Raw genomic sequence first — 1,817 nt, 5'->3', positions numbered from 1 at the left:
CCGGGCGCCGGTAGGGCGCCCGGGTTCCCGGGAGACGGGTGGTGCCTAGCCCGCTGCCGGTACTTCCTCGGCGCTTCGGACGGCCTTCCATTCCGCAATCCGGGCCTGCTGCAGCGGCGACTGCCGGTTGAAGTACCAGGCGCCGCCGAGGAGCAGGAACCAGACCGGGGTTACCAGCAGGGCCAGCCGGGTGTCGTCGGCCTGGCCGAGTGCCACCAGCATGAAGCCGAAGAAGGCGAGCACGACGTAGGGCATGAAGCCCGAGCCCGGCATCTTGAACTTCGACGCGGCGTGCAGGGCGGGCCTGCGGCGGCGGAACACGATGTAGCTGACGAGGATCATCGACCAGACGAACATGGTGAGCACGGACGCCACTGAGGTGACGATGGTGAAGGCGCCGATGACGGAGTCGCCGGAGTAGAGCAGGATCAGCCCGGCCAGCAGGAAGATGCAGGAGAACAGCAGGGCGTTCTGGGGGACCTTCCGGGGGCTCAGCTTCCCGAAGGCCTTGGGGGCGTTGCCGTCCTGGGCGAGGCCGTAGACCATGCGGGAGGTGGAGTAGATGCCGGAGTTGGCGCTGGACGCGGCGGAGGTAAGCACCACCAGGTTGATGACCACCGCGGCGATCCCCAGCCCGGCCAGCGTGAACATGCCGATGAACGGGCTGCTGGCGGGGTCGATGCTGCGCCAGGGGTTGACGGCCATGATGACCACGAGGGCGCCAACGTAGAACAGCAGCACCCGGATCGGGATGGAGTTGATGGCGCGCGGCAGGTTCTTTTCGGGGTTCTTCGTTTCAGCCGCGGCCGTGCCCACAAGCTCGATGCCGGCGAAGGCGAAGATGGCGATCTGGAAGCCGAGGACGAAGCCGAACATGCCGTGCGGGAACATGCCGCCGTCGTTCCACAGGTTGGACAGGCTGGCCACCGCGCCGCTGGGGGAGGTGAAGTGGGTGGCGATCATGACGATGCCGGTGATGATGAGCGCCAGGATGGCCACCACCTTGATGATGGCGAACCAGAATTCCGCTTCGCCGAACGCCTTGACGCTGGGAAGGTTCAGCACAATGAGCACCACCGGCGTGATCAGGGCAGGGATCCACAGCGGTGTGCCGGGTGCGAGCTTGTCCACGTATCCGGCGATCGCGACGATGTCGGCCACACCGGTCACCACCCAGAAGAACCAGTAGGACCAGCCCGTGAAGAACCCGGCCCAGGGGCCCAGGAGGTCGCCGGCGAAGTCGCTGAAGGACTTGTAGTCCAGGTTCGAAAGCAGGATCTCGCCCATGGCCCGCATGACGAAGAACAGCATGAAGCCGATGATCATGTAGACGAAAATAACGGATGGTCCGGCCAGGGAGATGGTCTTGCCGGAGCCCATGAACAGTCCGGTGCCAATCGCGCCGCCGATCGCCAGCAGCTGGATGTGGCGGTTGCCCAGGGCGCGGGCGAGGTGCGGTTCCTGGCCGTGGCTGCTGGGGGTCTCTGGTGCGATGTTCGGGACAGCCGTGGTGGTGCGTTCAGACATGAGGCTTCTTCCTTGTTACAGGCGGGCCATGGGCAGAGGGCATTCCGCGGGAGGCCCGCACGGATCCATCGTGAGTGTGATGGAGGTAACACTTTGTCGTGTGGATTAAGCGTAGGGGCGGGATTCGGGGGCCGCCGCGGCGCCGCAGCACGCCGGGTCGGCGCCGCCGGGGGTCCTCCGGAGGCTCGCCGGAGGTGCTGAATGAAGGGCGGGCCGGGCCTTGGCAAAGCCCGCTCCGTTGCGACGACGGGAATTTTCGGCGCCGGTGCCGGCCTGCCGCTGCCGGTCCC

General features: G+C 66.5%; 3 protein-coding genes (1 of these 3 running past the window's edge). 1 reads left to right on the top strand and 2 read right to left on the bottom strand.

Going from position 1 to position 1,817, the window contains the following annotated elements; all coding sequences use genetic code 11:
• A protein-coding gene (locus K789_RS0109325; RefSeq protein WP_024366525.1) for an MFS transporter crosses the window boundary here: on the top strand, nt 1-14 show its 3' end. It extends 1,393 nt beyond the left edge of the window; 14 of the gene's 1,407 nt are visible here — the last part of the coding sequence; its start codon lies beyond the left edge, outside the window; it ends in the stop codon at nt 12-14.
• A gap of 31 nt (nt 15-45) precedes the next feature.
• Here K789_RS0109325 and cycA read toward each other — a convergent pair whose 3' ends face one another.
• Together cycA and K789_RS26150 are read right to left on the bottom strand one after the other, a co-directional pair.
• Nucleotides 46-1,527: a D-serine/D-alanine/glycine transporter gene (gene cycA, locus K789_RS0109320; protein ID WP_024366524.1), complete on the bottom strand. Its 1,482-nt coding sequence runs from the start codon at nt 1,525-1,527 to the stop codon at nt 46-48.
• 105 nt (nt 1,528-1,632) lie between these two features.
• On the bottom strand, nt 1,633-1,817 hold a 185-nt coding region (locus K789_RS26150; protein ID WP_237739565.1), incomplete at its 5' end, for a hypothetical protein.

Origin of the sequence: Arthrobacter sp. TB 26 (genome assembly GCF_000427315.1) — a bacterium.
Taxonomy (GTDB): Bacteria; Actinomycetota; Actinomycetes; order Actinomycetales; family Micrococcaceae; genus Arthrobacter.
This window is presented reverse-complemented; position numbering and strand designations above follow the sequence as displayed.

Bases quoted from the DNA above. Each gene is read 5' to 3' on its own strand.
- cycA (WP_024366524.1), bottom strand. From the start codon at position 1,527: ATGTCTGAACGCACCACCACGGCTGTCCCGAACATCGCACCAGAGACC.